The following is a 19,416-nucleotide window of genomic DNA, read 5'->3' on the forward strand; positions in this document are numbered from 1 at the left end:
CTTTTCGTTTGCTTTGCCGTCGAACGGCCACCTTAGTTTCTCTCCCCCTCGAGGTATTACCGATGAAAGTCTGGATCACCCTTCCACTGCTGGTGCTGGTCCTGGCCGGTTGCGCAGGCAAGACAGCCTACCGCGACAGCTGCGCCACCCAGCTCGACGCCGCCTGGAAGGAACTGGACCTGGCCAAGGCCGAAGGCTTTGCCGGCACCGTGAGCTATTCCAAGGCACTGTCGCTGTTGACCGGCGCCAAGACACAGCAGCAGTTCGAGGGCTTCGAAGGCTGTACCCACAAGGCCGAGAAGGCGCGTTTCTATATTCGTGAGTCACGCGCTGGGCGCTGATCAGGGAGTGCCCCATGTCCGCGATGCTCGATCATGTGGTTGCCCAGGTGCTTAGGCTGCAGGTGGGCTTGCTGGCCTGCCGTGAGCGCCTCGGCGCTGATACCGACAGCGAGGCGCTGCACGCGCTGCGCACCACGTTGAGGCGGTTGCGCAGTTTGCTGCGACCCTTGCGCGGTCTGCCGGGCGTCGAGCAACTGGAGGGGGCCGCGCAGGCGTTGGGCCGCTTGACCACGCCGTTGCGTGACCGCGAGGTGCTGGCGGCGCAACTGATCGGGCGCGGCCATATGCAGGCCGGTGAGCGCCGTCAGGCGGGCAGGGCGGGGACCTTTGCCGGTGTTGCCGCCAGCCCCGAGCTTGCGCGGGTGCTGGCAATTATCGATGCCTTTGCGCTGTTCCTGCGTGCCGCCGACCGTGAGGGCTTGGCGCGACGCTTGGCCAAACGTATCGATAAGCGCCTGGAAAAGCAGTGGCGCAAGCTGGGCAAGACCCTCGACGACCCGGCGCACGACCGCCATCGCCTGCGCCTGCTGATCAAGCGGGTGCGTTATGGCGACGAAGCCTACCCGCAGCTCGACCATGCGCGGCGCAAGCTTCAACGCTTGCTGAAGAAGGCCCAGGGCGACCTGGGCGATTGGCATGACCGCGTGCAATGGTTGCTGCAGGTGCGCGAGCACAGTGACCTGGCAGGCTGCAAGGTGGCCTGGGAGCATGAGCTGCAGGCTGCCGCAGGCAAGGCTGACGTCACCCTCGAGGCCTTGCGCAAGGCTGTGGCACGCCGTTAGTTCCGGTAAATGACCGATATGCGGGCTGCCGCTGGCGTCTTCGCTGGTTAAGATCGGGCTTTTCCCGCAGGAGCCCAGGCACATGAATTTTACCGAATTGTTGGCGGCGGCACGCGAGCATCCCGAAGCGCTCAGTGTGCCGGCTACATGGGCCCAGGGGCGCGCGGTGTTCGGCGGCCTGATGGCGGCGCTGGTGCATGAGGCGATGCGCCAGAAGCTGGCGGATGACCGGCCGGTGCGTTCCCTGGCCATCACCTTCGTCGGCCCGGCGGCGCCGGATGTGCCGATCAGCCTGGAGGTGGAAGTGCTGCGCGCGGGCAAGGCGGTCAGTACCTTGCTGGGACGCGCGGTGCAGGATGGCCAGGTGGTGACCCTGGTGCAGGGCAGTTTCGGTGCCGGTCGTCCTTCCGTGGTGGCGGTCGACGCGCCAGCTGCGATGCCTATGAAACCGCTGCAGGAAGCGGCACCGGAGCTGCCCTTCATCAAGGGCATTACGCCGGAGTTCATGCAGCATGTGGCGTTTCGCTGGGCGGTGGGCGGGCTGCCGTTCAGTGGCAACGACTCACGGCATATGGGCGGTTGGGTACGCCTGCGTGATATCGCCGAGGGGCCGGTCGGGGTGGCGCACCTGCTGGCGCTGGTCGATGCCTGGCCGCCCAGCCTGCTGCCGTATCTCAAGCAGCCCGCGGCCGGCAGCACGCTGACCTGGACGATCGAGTTCGTGCAGCCCACGCCGCAGCTGTCGACCCTCGACTGGTGCCGCTATGTGGTCGAGACCGAGTATGCCCGTGATGGCTATGGGCATGCGGCCGCTGCGTTGTGGACGGCGGAAGGGGAGTTGCTGGCGTTGAGCCGGCAGACGGTGACCGTGTTCGCCTGAGCCATCTTCATCAAGTCAATCGCGGGGCTTGTGCCGCTCACGCCAGGCCCGCCACCAGGCGCCGCTCAGCACGAAGCGCGGGAAGGTGATGAACTGCTCGGTGAGCAGGCGCTGCACGGCATCCTTGCGGTTGGCGAAGGGCTCCGGTTGCTCGGCCTCCAGGCGATGCCCCTGGCGCTGCAAGCCCAACCCCGCGAGCAAGGCGATGACGCCGACGGCGATCTGCGACAGGTCCAGGCCCCATACCCCCGACAGCACCAGCAGCACCCCCAGGATGAACAGCGGCACGGCGATCAGGTGCAGCACCAGGTTGGCGGGGTGGCGGTGGTTGTGGCGGTAGCCGCGCCATTGCCAGGCGGGCAGGTTGGGCAGTCGTTTGCTCATGGACAGTTCCTCGCAGTCATGTCCAAAGCTTAGTGCGGCCCCCGGGAGGGGGCCAATCGAGGCTGGCTATGGTCGCCATAGCCGCGCCGAACTCAGAGTTTGAGTTGGCCAATAGCCTTGTTCAGCTCGCCGGCCAGGGTCGCCAGCTCGTTGCTGGTGGTGGCCGAGCCGACGGTCTGCTGCACGGTTTCTTCGGTGACGTCACGGATGCTCACCACGGCGCGGTTCATCTCTTCGGCCACCTGGCTCTGCTGCTCGGCGGCGACGGCGATCTGCGTATTGCTTTCGCGCATCTGCGCCACCGCGCTGGTGATCTCGGCCAGGGCCTCGTGGGCCTCGCGCGCCTGCTTGACGCAATCATCGGCCTTGTACGAGCTTTCCTGCATGAAGTCCACCGCGTCGCGGGTACCAGCCTGCAGGTCGGCGACCATGGTGGTGATCTCGTCGGTGGAGGTCTGCACGCGCTTGGCCAGGTTACGCACTTCGTCGGCGACCACGGCGAAGCCGCGGCCCAGGTCACCGGCGCGTGCGGCCTCGATGGCGGCGTTGAGGGCCAGCAGGTTGGTCTGTTCGGCAATGCTGTGGATCACCCCGACCACACCGTTGATCTTCTGGCTGTCGTCGGCCAGCTGGCGAATCATCTCGGCGGTCTGCTGCACGCCGCTGGACAGCCCAGCGATGGAATCCTGAACCCGGCTGACCACGGCCTGGCCACTGCCGGCGAGGGTGTCGGCGGTTTGCGACAGGTCGCGGGTGGCGCCGGCATGCTCGGCGATATGGTGCACGGTGGCGGTCATTTCATTGATGGCGGTGGCGGCCTGGTCGGTCTCGCTCTGCTGGCCGATCATGCCATGGCGCACCTCGTCCATGCTGCCGGCCAGGCGCGCCGCGCCGGAGTCGAGCTGGGCGGCGGTGCGGGCCACGGTGCTGACCACGCGGTGGTAGGTGGTCTGCATGGCGTTGAATGCGCCGGCCATCTGTCCGACTTCGTCGCCGCAGGCCAGTGGTACCCGGGCCGACAGGTCGCCGGTTTTCTCCACGTGCAGCATCACGTCCTTCAGCGTGTTGAGCTGGCTGAGCAAGAATCGGATCAGCAATTGCGAGGCGCAGAGCATGGCCAGCATGAGTACCAATACGCACACCGCGTAGTTGCTGAACCGGTCGAAGTATACCTGGCGCAGGCTCGGCGACTGGGCGACGACGGCCAAGTGGGTGTCACCGTGGTTGAACACCTGGGCGCCGTGTAGCGGGTTGTTGCCGAGCACCCAGGCGTCGCTCAGCTCCACCCAGCCCTGGGCGTCACGCAGGGTCTTGAGGGGTTCGCCGGCAAACTGTGGGGTCTGGCCGCTGCGCCAGCTGATCAGATTGGCCTGGGCAGGCAGGGCTTGGCCTGCGGGCCAAGCAGCAAGCAGCACAGCCTGGGCCTGGGCTTGCGCCTGGGCGCCTGCGGCACGGGCCTGTTGCTCCAGGTACACGGCGTAGAGCACCAGCATCAGGGTGGTGACGAAGGCCACCGCGTTGACGGCCCAGAACTTGTACTTCAGGGAAACATTGCTAAGCCAGGCACCCATGGTAGGTCTTCTCTGAATTGGCGGAAACATTATTGGCAAGGTGCCATCATTGTGCCTGCCTGGGCCAGGGAGTGCCTTGATATGTGTCAAGAAACGTCAGGCAGACCGAAGAACGCGCGGGCGCAGGCGCTGGTGTGGTCGGCGGTGCGCGCCGGCGTCTCGCCACGGTGCAGGGCCACCTCGCGCAGCACCTCCGGGAGGAAGGCCGGTTCGTTGCGGCCATTTTTGGGCTTGGGGCGCAGACTGCGTGGCAGCAGGTAGGGGGCGTCGCTTTCGAGCATCAGGCGGCCTTCGGGAATGTTGCCGACCAGCGGGTGCAAGTGGGTGCCGCGGCGCTCGTCGCAGATCCAGCCGGTGATGCCGATGTGCAGGTCCAGGTCGAGGTAGGCGAATAGCGCCTGGCGCTCGCCAGTGAAGCAATGCACCACGGCGGCAGGCAACTGGTCGCGGTAGGCCTTGAGGATCGCCAGCAGGCGTTCGCTGGCCTCGCGTTCGTGGAGAAACACTGGCAGGCCCAGTTCGGCGGCCAATGCCAATTGCGCCTCCAGGGCCTTTTCCTGCAGGGGGCGGGGCGAGAAGTCGCGGTTGAAGTCCAGCCCACATTCGCCCACGGCCTTGACTCGGGGCTGGTTGAGCAAGTCGCGTAGCTGGCGTTCGCTGTCGGCGCTCCAGTGGCTGGCGTCGTGGGGGTGTACGCCGGCGGTGCTGAACAGACGCAGGCCGGGTTCGTCCAGGCGCTGGCACACTTCCAGGGCCTCGGCGCTGACATCCAGGCTGGTGCCGGTGAGGACCATCTGCGCCACGCCGGCCTGCACGGCGCGCTCGACGACGGCCGCTTGCTGGCCGTGGAAACTGCTGTTGGTCAGGTTGACGCCGATATCGATCAGTTGCATGGTGCTACCTCGGGCCGCGGGGCGGCCAGCATAGCAAAAACTGGGAAATCGCGAAAAACCCAAGAACTTCAAACGTTTGCCGTGGTCTTTTGCCGTCATTTGTCACGGATCGATCATTGCACATGGTGCCTGCCAACCGCCCTCGGACGCCTTCCTCGATGCTGCGAACCCTGCTGACGATCCTGATGTTGTCCGGCCTGGCGTTGGCCGCGCCGGCCCATGCTGGCGAGGCCGGGCCGCAACAGCATGTTGCAGCCAGCAATGCCCGCGACCTGGCGCAGATCCGCGCCAGCAAGGTGCTGCGGGTGCTGGTCAACCAGAGCCGCAACAGCTCCGGCGAGGTCAAGGGCGAGCCCGTGGGCGTCGAGTACTACCGCTTGCGTGCCCTGGAGCACTACCTCAACGCCCGGGTCGCCGATGGTCAGGAGATCTACTTGAAGATCATTCCGCGGGCCAAGGAGCAATTGCTCGGCGCTTTGCAGCGTGGCGAGGGCGACCTCGCCGCGCCCGGCGAGCTGCTGGACCCCAGCGTGGTGCGCGGTGTCGACGCCAGCGCGCCGGTGGTCGATCAGGTGCCGTTGCAGTTGGTAGGACGCAAGGGTGAACGTAGCTACAGCCGGGTCGAGCAACTGTCCGGGCGCACCATCGCCCTGACCAGTGCCAGCGCCGCGGGGCCGGCGATTCAGGTGATCAACCAGCAGTTGGCATTGCGCAAGCGTGCGCCGATCAGGGTCGAGTGGGTCGATCCGACGCTGGCGGTGGAGGATGTACTGGAGATGGTCCAGGCCGGCATCTATCCGTTGACCGTGGTCGAGCGGCCGATCGCCCAGCGCTGGGCACGGGTGATGCCGAAGCTGCGGGTGGACAGCAAGCTGCAACTGGCTCGGCCCGATGCCATGCGCTGGTATGTGCGCAAGGATGCGCCAATGTTCCAGGCCGCGGTGGACCGCTTCCTCGCCGGGTACCGCGCGCCTGACAACCAGGACGCCGCCTTCGAGCGCATCTACCGACGCCAGTACCGAGTGCACAATCCTCTGGCGCGCAAGGATCGCCAGCGCCTCGAATCGCTGCGCCCGGTGCTGCAAAAGCATGGCGGCGACCAGCAGTTCGACTGGTTGAACCTGGCGGCGCTGGCGTTCAAGGAATCCACCCTCGATCCCAAGGCGCGCGGCAGCGGCGGCGCCCATGGCCTGATGCAGATCACCCCGTCGGCGGCGCAGCGGGTCGGGGTGAGCAATACCGCCACGGTCGATGGCAATGTCCAGGCCAGCGCCCGCTACCTGGCGATGCTGCGCCGTAAGTTCTTCGCCAGCCCGCAGCTCAACGAGCGCGAACGCATGGCGTTCATCCTGGCGGCCTACAACCTCGGCCCCGAGCGGGTCCAGGCCATGCGCGCCGAGGCCCGTCGCCGTGGGCTCAACGGCAACCAGTGGTTCTTCCAGACCGAGCGCGTCGCCATGGAACAGGTGGGCATGGGGCCGGTGAACTTCGTCAATAGCGTCAACAAGTACTACCTCGCGTTCAACCGCGAGCGGGCTTCTCTGGAGCGGGTGGCCAAGCGCTGATTTAATCTAATTTATCGATTTGTTTGACGGAATAATTGCGATTTTATTATTCGATAAATTGATTAAGATGGCGCTCATCCAACACACACCTGCTCACACCCAAGGAAGCAAAAGATCATGAACAACTCCCTCAAAGCCCTGTTCGCCACCCGCGCCGGTTATGGCCTGAGCGTCGTACGCATCCTGGTCGGCGTCATCTTCATGGCCCACGGCGCGCAAAAACTGTTCGGCCTGTTCGGTGGCTATGGCCTGGAAGGCACCGGCCAGTGGATGGAAAGCATCGGCCTGGCGCCGGGCTACCTGATGGCCTTGCTGTCCGGCAGCGCCGAGTTCTTCGGCGGCCTGGCCCTGGTGATCGGCCTGCTGGCTCGCCCGGCGGCGCTGGCGCTGGCGGTGACCCTGGTGGTGGCGATCTTCTCGGTGCACATCAACAACGGGCTGTTCATGTCCAACAATGGCTACGAGTTCGCCCTGGCGCTGCTGGCCGGTAGTGTCGCGGTGCTGATCGAAGGTGCCGGTCGCTTCTCTCTCGACCGCCTGATTGCCCGCTGACAGGGCTGCAAGCTGCAAGCCACTCGCTTTCAGCTTGGGGCTTGCAGCTTGCGGCTAATCTGCTCTAGCATACCGACTGCGCCGATTTAAACAGCTACTTGCGGGGCGCAGGAGAAGCCCCTCTCGCGGCACTCTCCGAAATACCGCTAAAGCGCTGGTTCGGTGACGCCTCCCACCGCTGCCCAGCGGGATCAGCGAGGCGGAGAGAGACTCCATGAGTTGCCCACGTACCAGTGTCTGCTTGACCCCCCTGGCCAAGAACCAGGCTTCCCGAACCCCGCGCATTCTGCTCGGCGGCCAGCATCAACCCACGCTTTTGCGCAACCTCGACGGCTTCTCCCGACGCAAGGGTCAGGCCTGTGCCTTCCTGATCCAGTTCGCCGATGGCTGTGAACGGCTCGGCCAGTACGCCAACGACCGTTTCGACCTCGCCGTGATCCAGGCCCCCGAGGCCGAGGATGCCGCCGAAGTCATCGGCCAACTGACTCGCATCGCCCGTCAGGGTCTGATCACCCGGCGTTGAGCCCGTGTCGCGGCAGATCGTTTTTCGTTAAGCTCGGTCATTCGCAGGGCGTTCGGCGCCCATCGAGGCACTGAGGAGACAGGCGTTGAGCACCAATATCATCACCACGGCAGGTCACCTGGCCCTGAAGCAGGAGCTTGACCATCTGTGGCGGGTCTATCGCCCGGAGATCACCCAGAAAGTCACTTGGGCGGCCTCGCTGGGTGATCGCAGCGAGAATGCCGACTACCAGTACAACAAGAAGCTGCTGCGCGAGATCGACCGTCGTGTGCGCTACCTGCGCAAGCGCCTGGAAGACGTCAAGGTGGTCGAGTATTCGCCGCAGCAGGAAGGCAAGGTGTTCTTCGGCGCCTGGGTAGAGATCGAGAACGACGACGGCGAGCAGTTGACGTTTCGCATCGTCGGTTACGACGAGATCCACGGGCGCAACGACTATATTTCCATCGATTCGCCCATGGCCCGGGCGCTGCTGAAAAAGGTGGAGGGCGACGAGGTGGTGGTGCACACGCCTACAGGCGAGGCCACCTGGTATGTCAACAGCATTTCCTACGAGCCCAAGGCGGGCTGATGTCATCGTGGGTACACCTGCTCCCACATCGGCGTGGCTGGTGCCAGGCACCGGCCACGCCTGATTCGTCAGCAATGCTGGCTCCTACACGTCGAGGCGGGCCTCCAGTGTTGTGTGGGCTTGCCTCAACCTTCGCGCAACACCGACAACGGGCTGGCATTCAGGGCCCGCCGCGTCCCCAGCACCCCAGCCCCACCGACCAGTGCCGCGCCGGCCACTGGCAACATCAGCAACCACGGATGTGGCGCCCAGTGCAGGTCGAACGCATAGCGGTATAACGCCCAGGTGATCAGCTCGCAGCCCAGCGCCGCCAGCAATCCGCTCACTGCGCCCAGCAGGCCGAACTCGATGCGCCGCGCCTTGACCAACAGCGGCCGTGCCGCCCCTAGCGCACGCAGCAGGGCGCCCTGGCGAATGCGTTCGTCGAGCGTCGCCTGCAGGCCGGCGAACAGCACCGCCATCCCGGCCGCCAGCACGAACAGCAGCACGTATTCCACCGCCAGCGTCACCTGGGCGAGGATGCTGCGCAACTGCCCGAGCAAGGCATCCACCTGCAAGATGGTCACCGCCGGGAAGGCCCGCGACAGCGCCACCACTTCCTGGTCGTGGCCCGGCGCCAGGTAGAAACTGGTCAGGTAGGTGGCGGGTAGCCCCTGCAGGGTGCCGGGCTGGAAGATCATGTAGAAGTTTGGCTGGAAGCTGTCCCAGTGCACCGTGCGCAGGCTGCTGACCCGCGCCTGGCGCTGCTGGCCGCCGATGTCGAAGGTCAGCAGGTCACCCAACTGCAGTTTCAGGCTCTGGGCCAGCTCGGCCTCCACCGATACGCCGGGCATGCCGTCGGCAGTGGGTGCCTGTTGCCACCAGTCGCCCGCGCTCAAGACATTGCCCTGGGGCAGCTCGGCAGCCCAGGTCAGGCTGAGGTCGCGCTGCACGGCGCGTTCACCGGTCGATTCCTTGCTGACCAGCTGGCGCACCGGCTGCTCGTTGATATGGGTGAGGCGGCCGGGGATCACCGGGTACAGCGGTGCCGAGGTTGCGTTGATGCGCGCCAGGCGTTCGGCGAACGGCTGGCGATCGTCGGCCAGGATATTCAGCGCGAAGTGGTTGGGCGCGTCCTTGGGTAGCTGCGCCTGCCAGGTGTCGAGCAACTCGGCGCGCAGCAGGGCGACCAGGCCCATGGCCAGGAGAATCAGGCCGAAGGCCAGGGCCTGACCTGCGGCGGCCAGGGGGTGACGCAGCAACTGCCCCAAGCCCAGGCGCCAGGCTAATGGCGCGCCGGCGAGCAAGCGGCGCAGGCTGCGCAAGCCAAGCAGCAACAGGCCGCCGAGCAGCAGCGCGGCGAGCAGGCCACCACCGAGCAGGGCGAAAGTCAGCAGCAGGTCCAGGCTCAGTCGCCACATGATCAGGCCCAGGGCGAGCAGGGCGGCGCCATACACCAACCAGCTGCTGGGTGGCGGCGGCAGCAGGTCGCGGCGCAGCACCCGCAGCGGCGGCACCCGGCCCAAGGCGGCCAGCGGTGGCAAGGCGAAGCCGGCCAGTGCCACCAAGCCGGTACCAATACCGGCCAGTGCCGGGGCGAGGCTGCCCGGCGGCACCTGGCTGGGGAGCAGGCCGGCAAGCAGCTGGAACAAGCCCAGCTGTGCCAGCCAGCCGAGCAGGGCGCCCGCCAGGGCCGCCACCATGCCCAGCATGGCCAGTTGCAGGCTGTACAGGCCCAGGGCCTGGTGACGGGACAGCCCCAAACAACGTAGCAATGCGCTGGCGTCCAGGCGGCGGGCGGCATAGCGGCTGGCCGACAGGGCCACGGCGACCCCCGCCAGCAGCACGGCCACCAGGCTGGCCATGTTCAGGTAGCGCTCGGCCTTGCCCAGGGCGCCGCCAATCTGGCGGTTGCCGTCACGGGTATCGAGCAGGCGCTGGTTGGCGGCCAGGGTGTTTTGCGTGCTTTGCCGGTACTGGGCCAAGGCGTCGATATCGCCGCGCCACAAGTCGCGGTAGCTGACCCGGCTGCCGGGCTGGATGACCCCCGTGGCCTGCAGGTCGGTGAGATTCATCAGCACCCGGGGCGTCAGGCTGTAGAAGTTGCCGGCGCGGTCCGGCTCGTAGGTGAGCACCCGGCTCATGCGCAGGGTTTTCATCCCGACCTCGATGCTGTCACCGATGCTCAGGCCCAGCGCCGCCAGCAGGCGGGGCTCGACCCAGGCTTCGCCAGGGGCCGGACCGCCGCCGGGGCGTTCCTCGCCATAAGGCGCCGTCGCACTGCGCAGTTGCCCGCGCAGTGGGTAGGCCGAGTCGGCGGCCTTGATGCTCGACAGCTGGATACCGCCGTCGCCGCCGACCACGCTGGTGAACTCGACCACTCGCGCATGGCGCAGGCCCAGGGCCGTGCCGCTGGCGACCTGCTGTTCGCTGGCCGGAGCGCTGCCTTGCAGCACCAGGTCGGCGCCGAGGAATTCGCTGGCGCGCAACTGCATGGCGCCATTGAGGCGGGCGCCGAAGTAGCCGATGGCAGTGCTGGCCGCCACCGCCACCAGCAAGGCGAAGAACAGCACGCGCACCTCGCTGGCACGGGCATCGCGCAGCAACTGGCGCAGCGACAGGGCACACAGGCCCCAGAAGGATAGGCGGGTCATCAGGGCTCCAGCGGCGCCACCAGGCGGCCGGCATCCAGGCGGATCTGGCGCCGGCAGCGCTTGGCCAGGCGTTCATCGTGGGTCACCAGCACCAGGGTGGTGCCGCGCTCCTGGTTGAGTTCGAACAAGAGGTCGCTGATGCGCTCGCCGGTGTGGCTGTCGAGGTTGCCGGTGGGCTCGTCGGCGAACAGCACTGCCGGTTGCGCGGCGAACGCCCGGGCAATCGCCACGCGTTGCTGCTCGCCGCCGGAAAGCTGGCGTGGCGTATGGCTCAGGCGCTTGCCCAGGCCGACCCGCTCGAGCAGGTCGCGGGCGTGCTCGCGGGCATCGCGGCGGCCGTCCAGTTCCAGCGGCAGCATGACGTTCTCCAGGGCATTGAGGCTGTCGAGCAACTGGAACGACTGGAACACGAAACCGACATGCTCGGCGCGCACCCGCGCGCGTTGGTCTTCATCCAGCGGGCCAAGGTCATGGCCGGCCAGCAGCACCTGGCCGGCGCTGGGGCGGTCGAGGCCGGCGAGCAGGCCGAGCAGGGTCGACTTGCCGGAGCCGGAGGCGCCGACGATGGCCAGGCTGTCGCCCTGGGCCAGGTCGAGCGACAGGGCGTGGAGGATGGTCAGGTCGCCTTCCGCGCTGGGGACCACTTTGCTAAGGTTCTGCGCAACGAGAATGCTGGGGCCCATGGAGAATCCGATGCGAATGTGGTGGTTGAGTGCCGGCCTGGCCCTGTGTTGCCTGGCCCAGGGCGCGGCGGCGGGAACATTGCTGGTCGTCGGCGATAGTATCAGCGCCGGTTTTGGCCTGGATACCCGCCAGGGTTGGGTCAGCCTGTTGCAGCAGCAGTTGAAAAAGGAGGGTTTCGACGACCAGGTGGTCAATGCCTCGATCAGTGGCGACACCAGCGCAGGCGGCCAGGCGCGGCTGCCGGCGCTGCTTGCGGCGCACAAACCGGACCTGGTGGTGCTGGAGCTTGGCGGCAACGATGGTCTGCGTGGGCAGCCGCCACAACAATTGCAACAGAATCTTGCCGCGATGATCGACCAGTCCCGACAGGCCGGGGCCAAGGTGCTGCTGCTGGGCATGCGCTTGCCACCCAATTACGGCGCGCGCTACACCACGGCGTTCGCCCGGGTCTATGAACAGTTGGCGGTCGATAAGCAGGTGCCGCTGGTGCCGTTCTTCCTCGAAGGCGTAGGTGGAGTACCGACGTTGATGCAGGCCGATGGCATCCATCCGGCGGCCAGCGCCCAGCAACGGCTGCTGGAAAATGCCTGGCCGGCGATAAAACCCTTGCTGTGACGCTTTTATCGGGGGCTGCTTTCGGCTAATGTTGCGCCCCCCGTTTCGAGTGCCCCCGATGCCGCGCCCCGCCTGGTCCCTGTATGCCTATCAATTGATCGAGCCCGATGAGCAGCTCGACCTGTTTGCCTGCCAGGAAGTTCGCATTCATCTTGCCGCCCGCCAACTCGAACTGGGCGTGCCCGTCGATCGCACCCTGTGCGGCGGCCTGCTGCCGGCGCAGCCGCGCTGGTCTGGGGTGGAGCGGGCGATCTACCGCGACGAGCGCCTGTGCCCGCTGTGTCGGGCGATTCTCGATGCCCAGCGTCGTGGCATGCGTCCGGTGTGGCCGGAACTCTGAGTGCCTTTCATCATCTGAAACGCTTGCCGCTGGCCGATGCCTCCCGCTTGTATCGGCGCGGGTGTACAATCGATTCCCTTGACTGACCTTTCGAAGGATTTACCGGATGTTGCCGCGCTTTCCTGCCTTCACCCGTAGCCTCTCGCTGGCCGCCCTGTTGGCCGCCGGCCCCGCTGTTGCGCTGGAACTGCCGTTGCCGCCACCCGGTGAGGACGTGGTCGGCCAGGTCCAGGTGATCAAGGCCAAGTACGAAGACACCTTTGCCGACATCGGCACCGCCAACGACCTCGGCTACCTCGAGATGATCGCCGCCAACCCGGGGGTCGATCCCTGGTTGCCGGGCGCCGGCACCGAGATCATCCTGCCGACCCGCTACATCCTGCCGCCAGGGCCGCGCGACGGCGTGGTCATCAACCTGGCCGAGTACCGCCTGTACTACTACCCGAAAGGCCAGGGCGTGGTGTACACCTTCCCGCTGGGAATTGGCCGTGAAGGCTGGGGTTCGCCGATCGCCAACACCAAGATCACCGCCAAGACGCCGAACCCGACTTGGACCCCGCCAGCCTCGATCCGCGCCGAGCATGCCGCCGACGGCGACATCCTGCCGAGCGTGGTGCCGGCCGGCCCGGACAACCCGCTGGGGCCGTTCAAGTTCACCCTGGGCGTGCCGGGCTACCTGATTCACGGTTCCAACAAGAAGTTCGGCATCGGCATGCGCACCAGTCACGGCTGCTTCCGCATGCTCAATAACAACGTGCTGGAACTGTCGAAGATGGTGCCGGTCGGTACACCCGTGCGCATCATCAACGAGCCTTACAAGTTCGGTATCAGTGGTGGCAAGGTATACCTCGAGGCGCATACGCCGCTGGACGACCATGGCAACCCGTCGGTGGTCGACAAGCACACCGCGGTGATCAATGCCTTGCTCAAGCGTGAAGACCTGGCCAACAACTTGCGTATGAACTGGGACATGGTGCGCGATGTAGTTGCCGCCGAAGATGGCATGCCGGTGGAAATCGCCGTGCCGGTGGCGGGGGGCAGTGCGCCGATGGTGTCGAGCATTCCGCCCGAACTGCAGTAAGCGATTCGCTACTTGTCCAAGGCCCGCCTCAGCGCGGGCCTTTTCGTTTGTACGGACCGGCCTTTGCGCGGGCAATAAAAAAGCCGACCCACAAGTGGGTCGGCTCCATAACAATCCGTGAGGATTATTACTTGCGGCTGGCTTTGTCCAGCATACGCAGAGCACGCTCGTTGGCTTCGTCAGCGGTCTGCTGAGCCTTCTGAGCAGCTGCCAGAGCGTCGTCAGCTTTGCGGTAGGCTTCGTCTGCACGGGCCTGGGCGCGAGCTGCTGCGTCTTCGGTAGCAGTCAGGCGAGCTTCGGTTTCTTTGGATACGCTGCTGCAACCGGTAGCCAGAACTGCGGCCAGAGCCAGAGCAGAGAATTTCAGAACGTTGTTCATCGTGTTCCCCTTCAAGGACTTTCTATTAAAGAGCCATCTCTCGGAAAAGAGAAACTGGCCGGCGTACATAGTACCCATTACTTGTAGTAAGTAAACTGACTGAGCGCAAGAACTGCAAAAAAAATGCTGCAAGACGGGGGCGGCGACGGGGTTTGTAAAGAAAGTGTGAAAAAACCGGCAGGGCGCGCAAGCTTCTGTAGTACGGGAACTTTTTGTTGAACTAAGGGTGACTTTATTGGTCGTTCAGCGTCTTAGACCAAAGAACATTCAGCAGCTCTTGCAAGGCCGAGGCGGGGTCGGTAAACCGCCATCGCGGCTTTTTCACCCAGGTTGCTTGAGCAATCACGCCAGTGGCGCCTACTATTTGGAGGTGCCGCAGGGTGGCAGAACGATAGAGGTCGGGCTGCTGTCCAAGGGGCTAGGGTGGCGTGGAGGCTGCTGCGCCGAGTAACCACAGGGCAAGGGTCTGTCGAGAAGACCTGCGAGGAGTAGTGATGAGCGACACGCTGACCATCCACCATGACCAGGCCGGTCATCAGTTCGAGACCACCGTGGACGGTCACCGGGCTTACCTGACGTACATGGATCTGGGCAAGCAGACGCTGGACATCTACCGCACCTTCGTGCCCAACGCCCTGCGTGGCCGCGGGATCGCTGCCGCACTGACCGAGAAGGCTCTGGAGTACGCTGACCAGATGGGCTACACGGTGATTCCGTCGTGTTCCTATGTGGAGCGCTACATGGAGCGCCAGCAGCGCCACTCGAGCAAGGCCTGAACGGGCCGCGCACATGAAAACGCCGGGCAATGCCCGGCGTTTTCGTTTGCGCAAGTGTCAGCCACGTTGGCGCTTGGGCAGCACGTCCTTGAGTTTGGCGTGCATGCTGCGCAGGGTTTTTTCGGTAGCCGCCCAGTCGATGCAGGCGTCGGTCACCGAGACCCCGTACTGCAGTTCGTCGAGGTTCTTCGGAATGGCCTGGCAGCCCCAGTTCAGGTGGCTTTCGACCATCAGGCCGATGATCGACTGGTTGCCTTCGAGGATCTGGTTGGCCACGTTCTCCATGACCAGCGGCTGCAGGGCCGGGTCCTTGTTGGAGTTGGCGTGGCTGCAGTCGACCATGATGTTGGGCTTGATCTTGGCCTTGGCCAGGTCCTGTTCGCACAGGGCGACGCTGACCGAGTCATAGTTGGGCTTGCCGTTGCCGCCGCGCAGTACCACGTGGCCGTAGGCGTTGCCCTTGGTGGTGACGATCGACACGCCGCCTTCCTGGTTGATGCCGAGGAAGCGGTGCGGCTTGGACACCGACTGCAGGGCGTTGATCGCCACGGTCAGGCCGCCGTCGGTGCCGTTCTTGAAACCGACCGCCGAGGACAGGCCCGAGGCCATCTCGCGGTGGGTCTGCGATTCGGTGGTGCGCGCGCCAATGGCCGACCAGCTGATCAGGTCCTGCAGGTACTGCGGGGAGATCGGGTCGAGGGCCTCCGTGGCGGTGGGCAGGCCTTTCTCGGCCAGGTCCAGCAGCAACTGGCGGCCGATGTGCAGGCCATCCTGGATCTTGAACGAGTCATCCAGGTACGGGTCGTTGATCAGGCCTTTCCAGCCGACAGTGGTACGCGGCTTCTCGAAATACACGCGCATGACCAGGTACAGGGTGTCGGAAACCTCCTCGGCCAACACCTTCAGGCGCTCGGCGTACTCGTGGGCAGCCTTGATGTCGTGGATCGAGCAGGGGCCGACCACCACGAACAGGCGGTGATCCTTGCCGTCGAGAATGTTGCGCACCACTTCGCGGCCGGCAGTCACGGTCTGCAGGGCCTTGGCGCTGAGGGGGATTTCCTTCTTGAGCTGATCAGGGGTGATCAAAGTCTCGTTGGAGGCAACGTTAAGGTCATCGATCGGTAAATCAGCCATCGTGTTACTCGTCAGGTCACGGGTGCCGGCCGCCAGCAATCCCCGTGCGGCCCAGCAGCAGAATGTTCGCAGCGGGGAGGGCCGAACCTTAGCGCGTTAGCGGGGGGCGCGACAATGGGCTTGGGCACGTCGACACGGGGTTTTTGCCTGCCAGGGTCGCGGGCTCGCCGATGGGCGTGCTAAAAAACCGCCAGATAACAACAGCTCACGGCAGGAGTATGGCATGTACCCAGGCACACCTCGCATCGGCATTATCGGCAGCGGCGCCATTGGTGGCTTCTATGGACTGATGCTGGCCCGAGCCGGCTTCGACGTGCATTTCCTGTTGCGTGGCGAGTACGGCGTGGTCCGTGAGCAGGGCCTGAGCCTCGACAGTGCGGTGCATGGTCATGTGCATCGGCGGGTGCAGGCCTATGCCAGCGCCGCCGACATGCCGCCTTGCGACTGGTTGCTGGTCGGCGCCAAGGCCACCAGCAATGCCGAGCTGGCGCCGTTGATCGTGCAGGCGGCCGCGCCGCAAGCGCGGGTGGTGCTATTGCAGAACGGCCTGGGGGTCGAGGAGCAGTTGCGCCCGGCGCTGCCAAGGGGGCTGCACCTGCTGGGCGGCTTGTGCTTCATCTGTGTCAACCGCGAAGGCCCCGGGATGATCCGCCACCAAGCCTTGGGCACAGTCAACCTCGGTTATCACAGCGGCCCGGCCGAGGACGGCGGCGCGGCGCTGGTCGAGGAGGGGGCCGGGTTGTTCCGCGCCGCTGGCATCGACTCCCAGGCGATGGCCAATCTCGACCAGGCGCGCTGGCAGAAGCTGGTGTGGAACGTGCCCTACAACGGCCTTTCGGTGCTGCTGCAGGCCAGCACCACACCTTTGATGGGAGATGCCGACAGCCGTGCGCTGATCCAGGCGTTGATGGCCGAAGTGGTGGCGGGCGCCAAGGCCTGTGGCCGTGAGCTGCCGGCGGGTTACGCCGAGCACCTGTTCCGCGTCACCGAGAAGATGCCGGACTACTGGCCGAGCATGTACCACGACCATGCCTTGCAGCGGCCACTGGAGCTGCAGGCGATCTACGCCGAACCCTTGGCCCGTGCACGCGCGGCGGGGTGTGAGTTGCCGCGCATGGAGGCGTTGTACCAGGCACTGGCGTTTCTCGACCGGCGTAACCGGCAGGCCTGAAAGCCGCGGCGGCTGTGCGCCGGACGGCCAGGCGACGGCCCATGGCGCTGCTAAGCTCAAGCTTGCTCTGCCGAAGCGGCAGTCGAGGAGGTCGAATGATCCGTTCCATGCTGTTCGCTACAGACCTCGGTGTTTACGCGCCCTTCGTCATGCAGCACGCCTTGGCCCTGGCGCGGACCTTCAACGCGGAGCTGTATGTGATTCATGCCGTGGAGCCCATGGGCCAGTTCGCCGAGTCCTTGCTGCAGAGCTACCTCGATGAGCAGACCCTCGATACATTGCACAGTGAAGGCGTGACGACGGTCATGGCCAATATCGAGCAGCGGGTGTTGGAGAACTTTCGCGAGGAACTGGGAGAGGTCGCCGACCTGGCGCTGATCCGCGCGGTACGGGTGCGTCAAGGCGACCCGGCGCAGGTGATCCTCGAGCAGGCCCAACGCCTGGCGGTCGACCTGCTGATCTTCGGCAGCCACAGCGCTGGGGCAGGGGTGGACGTGCCGATCGGTCGCACGGCGGTGCGGCTGCTGCAGCTGTCGCCGGTGCCGGTGTACATGGTGCCGTTGGCTCAGCATCTTGGGCGTAGGAAGGTGTGAGTCTGGCGGTAGGGCTTTTCCTGCGGACGTAACAAAATAGTTCTAGATTTATTTCTCTAGCCACTAATATAGTTATAACTCGTCGCTGCCGGCGCGCCGGTGACCTACCGTCTTTGAGGGATATCTATGAAGCTTCAGCAACTGCGCTACATCTGGGAAGTGGCGCACCATGACCTCAACGTTTCCGCGACGGCGCAGAGCCTGTACACCTCCCAACCTGGGATCAGCAAGCAGATTCGCCTGCTCGAGGACGAGCTGGGTGTCGAGGTGTTCGCTCGTAGCGGCAAGCACCTGACCCGCGTCACCCCGGCCGGCGAGCGCATCATCAATACTGCCGGCGAGATCCTGCGCAAGGTCGAAAGCATCAAGCAGATCGCCCAGGAATTCTCCAACGAGAAAAAGGGCACCTTGTCGATCGCCACCACCCACACCCAGGCGCGCTACGCGTTGCCGCCGGTGATCAGCAGCTTCATCAAGCAATACCCGGAAGTCGCCCTGCACATGCATCAGGGCTCGCCGATGCAGATCGCCGAGATGGCCGCCGATGGCACGGTCGATTTCGCCATCGCCACCGAGGCGCTGGAGCTGTTCGGTGACCTGATCATGATGCCTTGCTACAAGTGGAATCGCTGCGTGGTGGTGCCCCAGGGCCATCCGCTGACCAAGCTGCCGAAGCTGACCCTGGAGGCAGTGGCCGAGTACCCGATCGTCACCTATGTATTCGGCTTCACTGGCCGTTCCAAACTCGACGAGGCGTTCAGCCACCGTGGCCTGACGCCGAAGGTGGTGTTCACCGCCGCCGACGCGGACGTGATCAAGACCTATGTGCGCCTGGGCCTGGGCGTGGGTATCGTGGCCAAGATGGCGGTAGACCCGAAACTCGACAGCGACCTGGTGTGCCTGGATGCCAGTGAGCTGTTCGAAGCCAGCATCACCAAGATCGGCTTTCGTCGTGGCACTTTCCTGCGTGGCTTCATGTGCGACTTCATCGAGAAGTTCGCCCCGCACCTGACCCGTGAGGTGATGGCCAAGGCCATCCAGTGCCATAACAAGCAGGAGCTCGAAGAGCTGTTCGAGGGTGTCGAGCTGCCGGTGCACTGATCTGTAAAAGTTGGGGCCGCTTTGCGGCCCCTGCTATTTCAAGCCTTGCTGATCAGGTTGCCCGCGTGCAACCCGCATTCCTTCTGGGTCGACTCTTCCCACCACCAACGTCCTTCGCGCTCATGCTGGTTCGGCAACACCGGCCGGGTGCACGGCTCGCAACCAATGCTGATGAAACCGCGCTCGTGCAGGCTGTTGTAGGGCAGCTCGAGCATGCGGATGTAGCCCCAGACTTCCTCGCTGGTCATCTGCGCCAACGGGTTGAACTTGTACAGGGGGCGTTCGGGAGTTGAGAAGGCGCTGTCGATCTCCAGGGTCGCCACCTGGCTGCGGGTGCCGGGGCTCTGGTCGCGGCGCTGGCCGGTGGCCCAGGCGCTGACGGTGGCCAGCTTGCGGCGCAGCGGCTCGATCTTGCGGATGCCGCAGCACTCGCCGTGGCCGTCCTTGTAGAAGCTGAACAGGCCCTTTTCCTTGACGAACGGGTCGAGCTTGTCGCGATCCGGGCTGAGGATCTCGATCGGCAGGTTGTACTGCTCACGCACCTGGTCGATGAAACGGTAGGTTTCAGGGTGCAGGCGCCCGGTATCGAGGCTGAATACTTTTACCTGCTTGTTAAGCTTCCAGGCCATGTCCACCAGCACCACGTCCTCGGCGCCACTGAAGGAAATCCACAGGTCGTCGCCGAAGTGCTCGAAGGCGAGCTTGAGGATCTCCTGCGGGGACTTGCTGGCGTAGGTCGCGGCCAGGGCGGCGACGTCGAAGGGTTGGCTCATCAGGCGGTTTCCATCGGGTGAGTGGCGCTGTGCGCTCGTAGTGATCAGATGGTAACAAAAAATGGCGGGGCAGACGC

General features: G+C 65.0%; 22 protein-coding genes. 14 read left to right on the forward strand and 8 right to left on the reverse strand.

The features are described from left to right. The first annotated feature begins 62 nt into the window (after positions 1–62). The 3 genes from E3U47_RS06475 (at position 63) to E3U47_RS06485 (ending at position 2,003) form a co-directional block, all read left to right on the forward strand. Entirely contained in the window at positions 63–341 is a 279-nt protein-coding gene (locus tag E3U47_RS06475) for a hypothetical protein (RefSeq protein WP_134690167.1), read from the forward strand. 14 nt (positions 342–355) lie between these two features. Then, entirely contained in the window at positions 356–1,123 is a 768-nt protein-coding gene (locus E3U47_RS06480) for a CHAD domain-containing protein (RefSeq protein WP_134690168.1), read from the forward strand. 82 nt (positions 1,124–1,205) lie between these two features. Further along, positions 1,206–2,003 carry an acyl-CoA thioesterase II gene (locus E3U47_RS06485; protein WP_134690169.1) on the forward strand — a complete coding sequence of 266 codons (798 nt, stop codon included), beginning with the start codon at positions 1,206–1,208 and terminating at the stop codon, positions 2,001–2,003. 15 nt (positions 2,004–2,018) lie between these two features. Here E3U47_RS06485 and E3U47_RS06490 read toward each other — a convergent pair whose 3' ends face one another. The 3 genes from E3U47_RS06490 to E3U47_RS06500 all read right to left on the reverse strand — a co-directional run bounded on the left by E3U47_RS06490 (position 2,019) and on the right by E3U47_RS06500 (position 4,851). Next, positions 2,019–2,387: an Mpo1-like protein gene (locus E3U47_RS06490; RefSeq protein WP_134690170.1), complete on the reverse strand. Its 369-nt coding sequence runs from the start codon at positions 2,385–2,387 to the stop codon at positions 2,019–2,021. 92 nt (positions 2,388–2,479) lie between these two features. Next, positions 2,480–3,958, reverse strand: coding sequence for a methyl-accepting chemotaxis protein (locus E3U47_RS06495; protein WP_134690171.1), 1,479 nt, complete (start codon positions 3,956–3,958; stop codon positions 2,480–2,482). Positions 3,959–4,044: 86 nt separating this feature from the next. Next, positions 4,045–4,851, reverse strand: coding sequence for a TatD family hydrolase (locus E3U47_RS06500; protein ID WP_134690172.1), 807 nt, complete (start codon positions 4,849–4,851; stop codon positions 4,045–4,047). 158 nt (positions 4,852–5,009) lie between these two features. Here E3U47_RS06500 and E3U47_RS06505 point away from each other — a divergent pair, with 158 nt between their 5' ends. The 4 genes from E3U47_RS06505 (at position 5,010) to greB (ending at position 8,059) form a co-directional block, all read left to right on the forward strand. Continuing rightward, on the forward strand, positions 5,010–6,416 hold the full coding sequence (locus E3U47_RS06505; protein ID WP_134690173.1) for a transglycosylase SLT domain-containing protein: 1,407 nt from the start codon (positions 5,010–5,012) through the stop codon (positions 6,414–6,416). A gap of 117 nt (positions 6,417–6,533) precedes the next feature. Then, positions 6,534–6,968 carry a DoxX family protein gene (locus E3U47_RS06510; protein ID WP_134690174.1) on the forward strand — a complete coding sequence of 145 codons (435 nt, stop codon included), beginning with the start codon at positions 6,534–6,536 and terminating at the stop codon, positions 6,966–6,968. 214 nt (positions 6,969–7,182) lie between these two features. Continuing rightward, positions 7,183–7,491 carry a hypothetical protein gene (locus tag E3U47_RS06515; protein WP_134690175.1) on the forward strand — a complete coding sequence of 103 codons (309 nt, stop codon included), beginning with the start codon at positions 7,183–7,185 and terminating at the stop codon, positions 7,489–7,491. An 85-nt stretch (positions 7,492–7,576) separates the two neighbouring features. Beyond that, on the forward strand, positions 7,577–8,059 hold the full coding sequence (gene greB, locus E3U47_RS06520) for a transcription elongation factor GreB (RefSeq protein WP_134690176.1): 483 nt from the start codon (positions 7,577–7,579) through the stop codon (positions 8,057–8,059). Positions 8,060–8,184: 125 nt separating this feature from the next. Here greB and E3U47_RS06525 read toward each other — a convergent pair whose 3' ends face one another. After that, positions 8,185–10,692: an ABC transporter permease gene (locus E3U47_RS06525; protein WP_134690177.1), complete on the reverse strand. Its 2,508-nt coding sequence runs from the start codon at positions 10,690–10,692 to the stop codon at positions 8,185–8,187. Further along, positions 10,692–11,375 (reverse strand): ABC transporter ATP-binding protein, encoded by a 684-nt coding sequence (locus E3U47_RS06530; RefSeq protein WP_134690178.1) that lies wholly within the window; start codon positions 11,373–11,375, stop codon positions 10,692–10,694. Before E3U47_RS06530 ends, E3U47_RS06525 begins: the two co-directional genes overlap by 1 nt. A gap of 10 nt (positions 11,376–11,385) precedes the next feature. Here E3U47_RS06530 and E3U47_RS06535 point away from each other — a divergent pair, with 10 nt between their 5' ends. From E3U47_RS06535 to E3U47_RS06545, 3 genes are all read left to right on the forward strand, one after another. Then, the gene (locus E3U47_RS06535; protein WP_167659442.1) at positions 11,386–11,991 is read left to right on the forward strand and encodes an arylesterase; all 606 of its coding nucleotides are present in this window, start codon (positions 11,386–11,388) and stop codon (positions 11,989–11,991) included. Positions 11,992–12,049: 58 nt separating this feature from the next. Continuing rightward, positions 12,050–12,331: a hypothetical protein gene (locus E3U47_RS06540; protein ID WP_028692618.1), complete on the forward strand. Its 282-nt coding sequence runs from the start codon at positions 12,050–12,052 to the stop codon at positions 12,329–12,331. Between the two features lie 106 nt (positions 12,332–12,437). After that, positions 12,438–13,412 carry a L,D-transpeptidase family protein gene (locus E3U47_RS06545; RefSeq protein ID WP_134690180.1) on the forward strand — a complete coding sequence of 325 codons (975 nt, stop codon included), beginning with the start codon at positions 12,438–12,440 and terminating at the stop codon, positions 13,410–13,412. Between the two features lie 127 nt (positions 13,413–13,539). Here the strand turns inward: E3U47_RS06545 and oprI are convergent, their stop codons facing one another. Then, positions 13,540–13,791 (reverse strand): outer membrane lipoprotei OprI, encoded by a 252-nt coding sequence (oprI, locus tag E3U47_RS06550; protein WP_003259780.1) that lies wholly within the window; start codon positions 13,789–13,791, stop codon positions 13,540–13,542. Positions 13,792–14,285: 494 nt separating this feature from the next. Between oprI and E3U47_RS06555 the strand changes: the two genes are divergently transcribed. Beyond that, a complete protein-coding gene (locus E3U47_RS06555) occupies positions 14,286–14,567 on the forward strand; it encodes a GNAT family N-acetyltransferase (RefSeq protein WP_134690181.1) in 282 nt (93 codons plus the stop codon). Between the two features lie 57 nt (positions 14,568–14,624). Here E3U47_RS06555 and E3U47_RS06560 read toward each other — a convergent pair whose 3' ends face one another. Continuing rightward, complete coding sequence (locus E3U47_RS06560) at positions 14,625–15,701, reverse strand: 3-deoxy-7-phosphoheptulonate synthase (RefSeq protein ID WP_011533136.1); 1,077 nt, start codon at positions 15,699–15,701, stop codon at positions 14,625–14,627. Positions 15,702–15,924: 223 nt separating this feature from the next. Between E3U47_RS06560 and E3U47_RS06565 the strand changes: the two genes are divergently transcribed. The 3 genes from E3U47_RS06565 to cysB all read left to right on the forward strand — a co-directional run bounded on the left by E3U47_RS06565 (position 15,925) and on the right by cysB (position 18,566). Beyond that, positions 15,925–16,872, forward strand: a complete 948-nt coding sequence (locus E3U47_RS06565) for a putative 2-dehydropantoate 2-reductase (protein WP_134690182.1) — start codon at positions 15,925–15,927, stop codon at positions 16,870–16,872. A 95-nt stretch (positions 16,873–16,967) separates the two neighbouring features. After that, positions 16,968–17,465, forward strand: a complete 498-nt coding sequence (locus E3U47_RS06570; RefSeq protein ID WP_134690183.1) for a universal stress protein — start codon at positions 16,968–16,970, stop codon at positions 17,463–17,465. Positions 17,466–17,591: 126 nt separating this feature from the next. Then, entirely contained in the window at positions 17,592–18,566 is a 975-nt protein-coding gene (gene cysB / locus E3U47_RS06575; protein ID WP_134690184.1) for an HTH-type transcriptional regulator CysB, read from the forward strand. Positions 18,567–18,604: 38 nt separating this feature from the next. Here cysB and E3U47_RS06580 read toward each other — a convergent pair whose 3' ends face one another. After that, entirely contained in the window at positions 18,605–19,339 is a 735-nt protein-coding gene (locus E3U47_RS06580) for a phosphoadenylyl-sulfate reductase (protein ID WP_134690185.1), read from the reverse strand. Between the last annotated feature and the right edge of the window lie 77 nt (positions 19,340–19,416).

Origin of the sequence: Pseudomonas sp. RIT623 (assembly GCF_004519305.1) — a bacterium.
Lineage (GTDB): Bacteria > Pseudomonadota > Gammaproteobacteria > Pseudomonadales > Pseudomonadaceae > Aquipseudomonas.

What these genes read in the sequence shown, in the direction of transcription:
- E3U47_RS06545 (WP_134690180.1), top strand. Translation starts at nt 12,438, where the DNA reads ATGTTGCCGCGCTTTCCTGCCTTCACCCGTAGCCTCTCGCTGGCCGCC.
- E3U47_RS06535 (WP_167659442.1), top strand. Translation starts at nt 11,386, where the DNA reads ATGCGAATGTGGTGGTTGAGTGCCGGCCTGGCCCTGTGTTGCCTGGCC.
- E3U47_RS06515 (WP_134690175.1), top strand. Translation starts at nt 7,183, where the DNA reads ATGAGTTGCCCACGTACCAGTGTCTGCTTGACCCCCCTGGCCAAGAAC.
- E3U47_RS06490 (WP_134690170.1), bottom strand. Translation starts at nt 2,387, where the DNA reads ATGAGCAAACGACTGCCCAACCTGCCCGCCTGGCAATGGCGCGGCTAC.
- oprI (WP_003259780.1), bottom strand. Translation starts at nt 13,791, where the DNA reads ATGAACAACGTTCTGAAATTCTCTGCTCTGGCTCTGGCCGCAGTTCTG.
- E3U47_RS06525 (WP_134690177.1), bottom strand. Translation starts at nt 10,692, where the DNA reads ATGACCCGCCTATCCTTCTGGGGCCTGTGTGCCCTGTCGCTGCGCCAG.
- E3U47_RS06500 (WP_134690172.1), bottom strand. Translation starts at nt 4,851, where the DNA reads ATGCAACTGATCGATATCGGCGTCAACCTGACCAACAGCAGTTTCCAC.
- cysB (WP_134690184.1), top strand. Translation starts at nt 17,592, where the DNA reads ATGAAGCTTCAGCAACTGCGCTACATCTGGGAAGTGGCGCACCATGAC.
- E3U47_RS06495 (WP_134690171.1), bottom strand. Translation starts at nt 3,958, where the DNA reads ATGGGTGCCTGGCTTAGCAATGTTTCCCTGAAGTACAAGTTCTGGGCC.
- E3U47_RS06505 (WP_134690173.1), top strand. Translation starts at nt 5,010, where the DNA reads ATGCTGCGAACCCTGCTGACGATCCTGATGTTGTCCGGCCTGGCGTTG.
- E3U47_RS06540 (WP_028692618.1), top strand. Translation starts at nt 12,050, where the DNA reads ATGCCGCGCCCCGCCTGGTCCCTGTATGCCTATCAATTGATCGAGCCC.
- E3U47_RS06565 (WP_134690182.1), top strand. Translation starts at nt 15,925, where the DNA reads ATGTACCCAGGCACACCTCGCATCGGCATTATCGGCAGCGGCGCCATT.
- E3U47_RS06570 (WP_134690183.1), top strand. Translation starts at nt 16,968, where the DNA reads ATGATCCGTTCCATGCTGTTCGCTACAGACCTCGGTGTTTACGCGCCC.
- E3U47_RS06510 (WP_134690174.1), top strand. Translation starts at nt 6,534, where the DNA reads ATGAACAACTCCCTCAAAGCCCTGTTCGCCACCCGCGCCGGTTATGGC.
- E3U47_RS06560 (WP_011533136.1), bottom strand. Translation starts at nt 15,701, where the DNA reads ATGGCTGATTTACCGATCGATGACCTTAACGTTGCCTCCAACGAGACT.
- E3U47_RS06475 (WP_134690167.1), top strand. Translation starts at nt 63, where the DNA reads ATGAAAGTCTGGATCACCCTTCCACTGCTGGTGCTGGTCCTGGCCGGT.
- E3U47_RS06485 (WP_134690169.1), top strand. Translation starts at nt 1,206, where the DNA reads ATGAATTTTACCGAATTGTTGGCGGCGGCACGCGAGCATCCCGAAGCG.
- E3U47_RS06530 (WP_134690178.1), bottom strand. Translation starts at nt 11,375, where the DNA reads ATGGGCCCCAGCATTCTCGTTGCGCAGAACCTTAGCAAAGTGGTCCCC.
- E3U47_RS06555 (WP_134690181.1), top strand. Translation starts at nt 14,286, where the DNA reads ATGAGCGACACGCTGACCATCCACCATGACCAGGCCGGTCATCAGTTC.
- E3U47_RS06580 (WP_134690185.1), bottom strand. Translation starts at nt 19,339, where the DNA reads ATGAGCCAACCCTTCGACGTCGCCGCCCTGGCCGCGACCTACGCCAGC.
- E3U47_RS06480 (WP_134690168.1), top strand. Translation starts at nt 356, where the DNA reads ATGTCCGCGATGCTCGATCATGTGGTTGCCCAGGTGCTTAGGCTGCAG.